The organism is Paracoccus haematequi (assembly GCF_900631945.1).
Taxonomy (GTDB): Bacteria; Pseudomonadota; Alphaproteobacteria; order Rhodobacterales; family Rhodobacteraceae; genus Paracoccus; species Paracoccus haematequi_A.
Genome location: NZ_UZWE01000092.1, coordinates 1 through 1,573, shown reverse-complemented (window position 1 = coordinate 1,573; position 1,573 = coordinate 1). Strand labels below are relative to the sequence as shown.

Annotated in this window: 1 protein-coding gene; it reads left to right on the top strand. The window is 55.4% G+C overall.

The annotated features are described in order from the left end of the window. The first annotated feature begins 157 nt into the window (after positions 1-157). Complete coding sequence (locus PARHAE_RS20535) at positions 158-1,396, top strand: abortive infection family protein (RefSeq protein ID WP_126156353.1); 1,239 nt, start codon at positions 158-160, stop codon at positions 1,394-1,396. Positions 1,397-1,573: the final 177 nt, after the last annotated feature.

Sequence of the window (1,573 nt, the reverse complement as noted above, 5' to 3'; positions counted from 1 at the left end):
GACGCGCTCCGAGACATCTGCGGAATGTTCACGCCCGCTGAGTGCTGGAACTACTTTCAGGCAGCTGGCTATGTCGCAGGTTAATCCCGAAACGCTTTAAGCATGATCGATTCAGCACACGAGAGACGTGCGGTAGAATCCAACGACAAGGCGAAGAATGCGCTATCTTAGCATCAGGAGACAAATCGAAGGCGCACTGCCAACTGTCATCGAGCTGCTTCGGGCGAAAGATGAAGATGATGCTTTGCGTGTCATCACGCAGGCCGAAATCGATCTCAAACAAACCGGCATAGACAGCTGGAACGGCGGAACGGAACTATGGACCATTTATATAAGGCTTCCCGTATCCGTCTTTGTTTCGATCGAAACGCTCCGGCAAGAAATAGCGGATGTAATTAACAGAAACATCCAGCTTGTGTTCGGAAAGGATGAAGGGTTCTGGGTTTATGCCGAGATAACTCTCCTCCGGACTGCCCAGAACAGCTCGAAGGTTGCTGACGGAAAGAATGGCCCACGGACTAGGGCTGCCCTCCTAGACGAGATGCGGGCGCGCGGCACCATCTGGTTCGGGGCGCTGGACGAGATCGCATTCCTTAGTCGCATCTATGACCTGACCACCATGCCCTCGCGCGATAGCCGATACGAAACGGCTGAAGGGGACATCTGGCAGCATTGTATCAACAATGATGACTGGCCTCTGGACTGGATCTATAGCGATCCGCGCTTCAGGCTTTACGCCACGGATCAGGAAACGTTGCTGAAGTTCATCTGCGAGGTCGTCCATCCGATCGTGCGAACGGATGCTGAAGAGCAGGCCGCGCTGGTCCAGGCGTTCAACGGACACCTAACGGGAGACGGGTGGGAACTTGTCGAAGACACGGTGCTTGCTGGCCGGCCCGTCTTCGAAGCCCAGCGGAAGGTTCATGCCCTCGGGATGCCTCTCCAGCGTATCAAAGCGGTCGCCGCTACCCTGAATTCGGAAACGCTATATGAGGATCTCCGCAGACTTGAACGCATAGGTGACAGCGAGCCTGGCGAGGCGATTGCCCTAGCCAAGGAAATCGTGGAAAGCTGTTGCAAGCTCATCCTGGATGACCGCAAGGTTGAGTATTCCAGCAAGGCTGAAATTCCTGATCTGCTGAAGCTCCTCCGCAAGGAGCTAAAGATCATGCCCGAAGGGATTGAGGATACCACTAAAGGCGCTTCGGAAATTCGTGACGTCCTGACCAGCTTGGGCAGGATCGCCCATTCTCTGGCACCGCTCAGGAACGCCTACGGCAAGGGGCATGGACGCGGGAGAGGCTTCAAGGGGCTGCAGCCGCAGCATGCCCGGTTGGCGATAGGTGCGGCAAGCACTTTCGTAGACTTCGTGCTTGATCGTCATTCAAGTCAGTAACGTCTGGTGCCGGTTCGATCGGAGGTGCCGGCAGGACTTCGGGGCTGACAATCTATTGGCATTCAATAATGATGCTTCGGGAGTGTCCTGAACTTTGTGTATCTGACCGGCTCCATGCGGTTTCAGATACTCAAGCGTCGAAGCGCTCGCCGAACATTATGGCGAACTGGTTGCGGG

Coding starts and splice junctions, on each gene's coding strand:
- PARHAE_RS20535 (WP_126156353.1), top strand. CDS start 158: ATGCGCTATCTTAGCATCAGGAGACAAATCGAAGGCGCACTGCCAACT.